The 3,824-nt window shown below is 76.1% G+C and carries 3 protein-coding genes; all 3 read right to left on the reverse strand.

Going from position 1 to position 3,824, the window contains the following annotated elements; all coding sequences use genetic code 11:
* A partial coding sequence (locus SM757_RS34500) for a hypothetical protein (RefSeq protein WP_322468791.1) occupies positions 1–1,785 on the reverse strand: 1,785 nt, incomplete at its 3' end.
* Positions 1,786–1,806: 21 nt separating this feature from the next.
* On the reverse strand, positions 1,807–2,739 hold the full coding sequence (locus SM757_RS34505) for a hypothetical protein (RefSeq protein ID WP_322468792.1): 933 nt from the start codon (positions 2,737–2,739) through the stop codon (positions 1,807–1,809).
* On the reverse strand, positions 2,736–3,824 hold a 1,089-nt coding region (locus SM757_RS34510; RefSeq protein WP_322468793.1), incomplete at its 5' end, for a phage tail protein. The genes SM757_RS34510 and SM757_RS34505, both read right to left, overlap by 4 nt.

Consider the following 3,824-nt stretch of genomic DNA (forward strand, 5'->3'; position numbering starts at 1 on the left):
GGCGGCCAGGGCCTGCGTGTCCACCTTGCGCCAGTCGCCGCCGCTGGCGATCTGCTGCAGCTTGGGCTTGCTCACGGCGCCCTCGCCCGCCTGCTCCACGCGCAACAAGCCTTCGCCGACGCCGGGGGCGTTGAGCTGGGCCGCGACCTTGAGCACGGCGGCCTGGTCCAGCGCGGGCGCATCGGCGCCGGCGGTGGGCGCTGCCTTGGACGCCTCCACCAGCGAGCCCAGCGCGGCGGCGGTCAGCGCGTCGGACGCGGCCAGCCGCGGCGAGCTCAGCAGCGAGGTGATGCTGGAGGCCGCCGCCGTGGAGGCGCTGGCCAGCACCTTGTCGAGCTGCACCTTCAGGCCCAGCCCCGTGAGGCGGCTGCGCAGCGACAGCTCCACCGCGCGCTCGTCCACGCCCGCCACCGCCTCCCAGGCGCCGGTGTAGTCGTCGCGCATCGCCAGGTGGCGCCGGCGCACGAACCACAGGTTCTGCTGCGCCGCCAGCGCCTGCCATTGCGCATCCGACGGGTTGCTGGCGTCCGGCGCCGCCACGGCGGGCTGCGCCACGCGCAGCCGCTGCAGCACCTCCAGCGGCCGGCGCTGCGCCATCAGGTTGGGCGCGGCCGGCTTCACCGCGCGGCTCACGCTGGCCAGCACCCGGGTGACGGCGCGCCACTGCGCGCGCGGCACGGGCGCCAGGATCAGCACGGCCGTGGCGTCCAGCGCCTGCCCCGGCAAGGTGAGATCCAGCGGCTGCAGCGCCAGCGCGTCCTCCACCAGGGCGGGCAGCTCGTCATCGGGGATGGCGGAGAGCTCCACGTCCACTTCGGGGGGGAAGAAGTTCTGCGTGAAGTCCACCGGGTTGATCACGCCCGGCGGCAGCGGCCCGGTGCCGGGCAGCGCCGGGAAGTAGGCGCTGGCCGGGAAGCGCTGGTTGGTGCCCAGCGTGTCCACCACGTCGGCCAGGTGGTCCTGGTACTGCAGCAGGTGGGCCAGGCGCAGGGCGCGGGGGTTGAAGCCCAGCCCGGGCAGGTCGCCGCGGTCGGCGCCCAGCTCGCGGCGCACCAGCGCCTCGTCCAGCCAGACCACGGTGTTGTTGGCCAGCGCCACCATGGCCAGCGGCAGCACGTTGGCCGAGAGCGCCGCGTCCTGCTGCGCCACGAACACCTGGCGCGCCACGCGGCCGCGGCGGGCGTCCAGCGCGTCGTTGCTGCCGTCGTCGGCCCAGGGCACCAGGACGATGGCGGTGGCCTCCACCACGTCGGCGTCCTCCACCGTGCGCACGCCGGTGAGCGAGGTGGGATAGGCGGCCACGGGGTTGGCCGTGAACTCCACCGGCCGCAGCGCCAGGACGAACAGCCCCGTGCGGCTGCGCGGCGGCGCCTGCGGGATGCGCCCAAGGCCGAAGCGGGCGGAAAGCTGCTCCGCCTGCGGGATGTCGGCCAGCGCCACGTCCAGCCCCTGCCCGCTTTCGCCTTGCGGCAGCAGCACCAGCTCGCCCGCGGGCGTGATGCCGTGGCCCGCCTCCAGGCGCAGCGTCTGCGGGTTCGGCCCCCGCGTGACGTGCAGCCCCGTGGCCACGCCGCTGCCGGCGGCGCGGCCCAAGTCGGCCTCGCGGGTCAGGAAGTACTGCTGGTCGCGCACCAGGTCGCGCGCGGCCAGGAAGCGGCCGTCGAAGTAACGCGGGCGCTCGCGCCGCGGGTCCAGCGCCAGCACGCCGGCATCGCGCAGCGCCGTGGCCTGCTCGGCCGGGACGCTCTGGCGCGCCGCGCCCTGGGTGAGATCGTTGGATGCCATGGTCCTCTCTCCTCGCGCGGCTCAGGCGCCCAGCCAGCGCGCCAGCAGCGCGGCGGCGGGCAGGAAGCGGCGGCTGTAGTTGTCGATCACGGGCTCGCCCACGGGGTCCGTGCGCTGTGGCGGATCGCCCGCCTGCACCGGCAGCAGCACCCGCGCCAGCCACACCGCGCTGGGATCGACGCCGTCCGGGTTGGCCGACAGCGCCTTCAGGTCGCCGGCCGAACCCGCGGCCGACACGGGCCGATAGGCGTCGTCCAGCAGGTGGTCCTGCAGCGCGGCGCGGCGGTCGGCCGGGTCGGCGATGCCGGCCAGGTCCGGCCCCGGGTCCGGCAGGCCTTTGGTCGTGTCGGCCTGCAGCCCCGTGCGCGGCAGCAGCAGCAGCTCATAGGCGTCGCGCACCCGCGAGGCGGCGATGGCGTCCAGCGCGTCGTAGGGCCCGCTGGCGAAGGCGGGGCTCCAGGCGGCGTCGCAGGCCACGAAGCGCAGGTAGAGGTCGGCCGCGAGCACCCGCGTGGGCAGCGTGCCCCCGGCTTCGGCCAAGGCGCGGGCGGAGGTGAAACCGTCCAGCGTGCCGACGCCCTGCGGGTAGGCGGCCTGGCTGCGGGTGTCGTCCGGCAGCGCGGCGAACCAGGCCGGCAGCCGCACGCAGGCCGTGCGCGGCACTTCGATGAGCCGTCCCAGCCAGTCCACGGCCAGGCCGGGCTCGACGCGGATTTCCTCGGGCTGCGCGGCCTGGCCGCCGCTGCCGGCCGGCATGCAGGACACCCGCAGCCCGGCCAGCGTGCCCGGCCCGGCCAGGTAGGCCAGGGCGCGGGCGAGCTGGCCGCGGTGGTAGGTCTGCTCGTCGGCGAAGTCGCGCGCGCCCAGCAGCATGCCGGTGGCATAGGCCGGGCGCTCCGGGCGCGGACGGGCGAACAGCGGGTCGGCTTGGGGGTCTCGGCGGACGGCGCTCATGGGTTCTCCGGTCCGGGGGTGGGTGGCGGGGCATCCGGCGACGGCGCGGGCCCCGGCTCAGGCACTGGGGCGGGTGCAGGTTCCGGCGCGGGCGCCGGGACAGGCTCGGGTGCGGGTGCGGGTGCGGGTGCAGGTGCAGGTGCAGGTGCAGGCGGTGGCTCGGGGGCCGGCGCTGGTGCCGGCGGCGCATCCGGCACCAGCGGCGCGGGGCTGCCGCCCAAGCGGGCGTCCAGCAGCGCGGGCTGCACGATCACGTCGCCCAGGCCCAGGGTGGATTGCTGCACCCGCGCCGGGCGCACCGGCCGCGGCGGGCCCAGGTAGGTGTCCACGCCCACCAGGCTGGCCACGCCCACCAGCAGCGGCCAGGTGGCGCCGGCCACGCGCAGCTGCACGTGGGCGGGCGATTCCAGCTCGGCGATGCAGCGGATCAGCGCGAAGTCCTGCGCCTGCACCTCGCGGTGGACGAGCACCGTGACGCGGTGCGCCAGGCGGCCGTAAAAGCCGCGCGCGGCGGCGTCCTGCGCGTCGCTGGACTGCTCGTCGCGGAACAGCGCCATCAGCTCGGCCGTCTCGTGGTCGCCCAGCACCAGCGTGTCGCCCACCAGCGAATGGCCGCTGCGCGCCAGGCCGCCGAGCAGCGGGTCTTCCTCGTCCGCCAGGTCCACGCCCAGCAGCGTCGCCATGAGGCGGCGCAACCTGAAATCCTCGACCACGACGATCTCGCCGCCGCCCACGCCGCCGCTGTGCGCGCGGCCTATGAGCACGCGGCCCTGGGCGTCGCTTTCCACGCTGGCGCCGGTGGCCACGTCCAACGCCATGGACAGGCCCCGGCGCGTGCCGTGCCAGCGCGCCAGTTGCGGCGCGGCCTGCAGCCAGGCGCGGCGCCGCGCCGCGGGCAGCACGGGATCGAAGGCCACGCCCACCCAGGCCGATAACCATTCCAGGCTGGCTTCCGGCACCACGGCCGGGTCGGTGAGCAGATGGGCGGCGGCGACGCGGTCCTCCAGCGCCGTGAGCACGCCTTCAAAGCTGGCGAGCTGGCGGGACAGAAAGTCCGAGGGCGTGGCGCGCGGGCGGTACAGCAC

Source organism: Azohydromonas lata (assembly GCF_034427735.1).
In the GTDB taxonomy this organism is placed as follows: Bacteria; Pseudomonadota; Gammaproteobacteria; order Burkholderiales; family Burkholderiaceae_C; genus Azohydromonas; species Azohydromonas lata.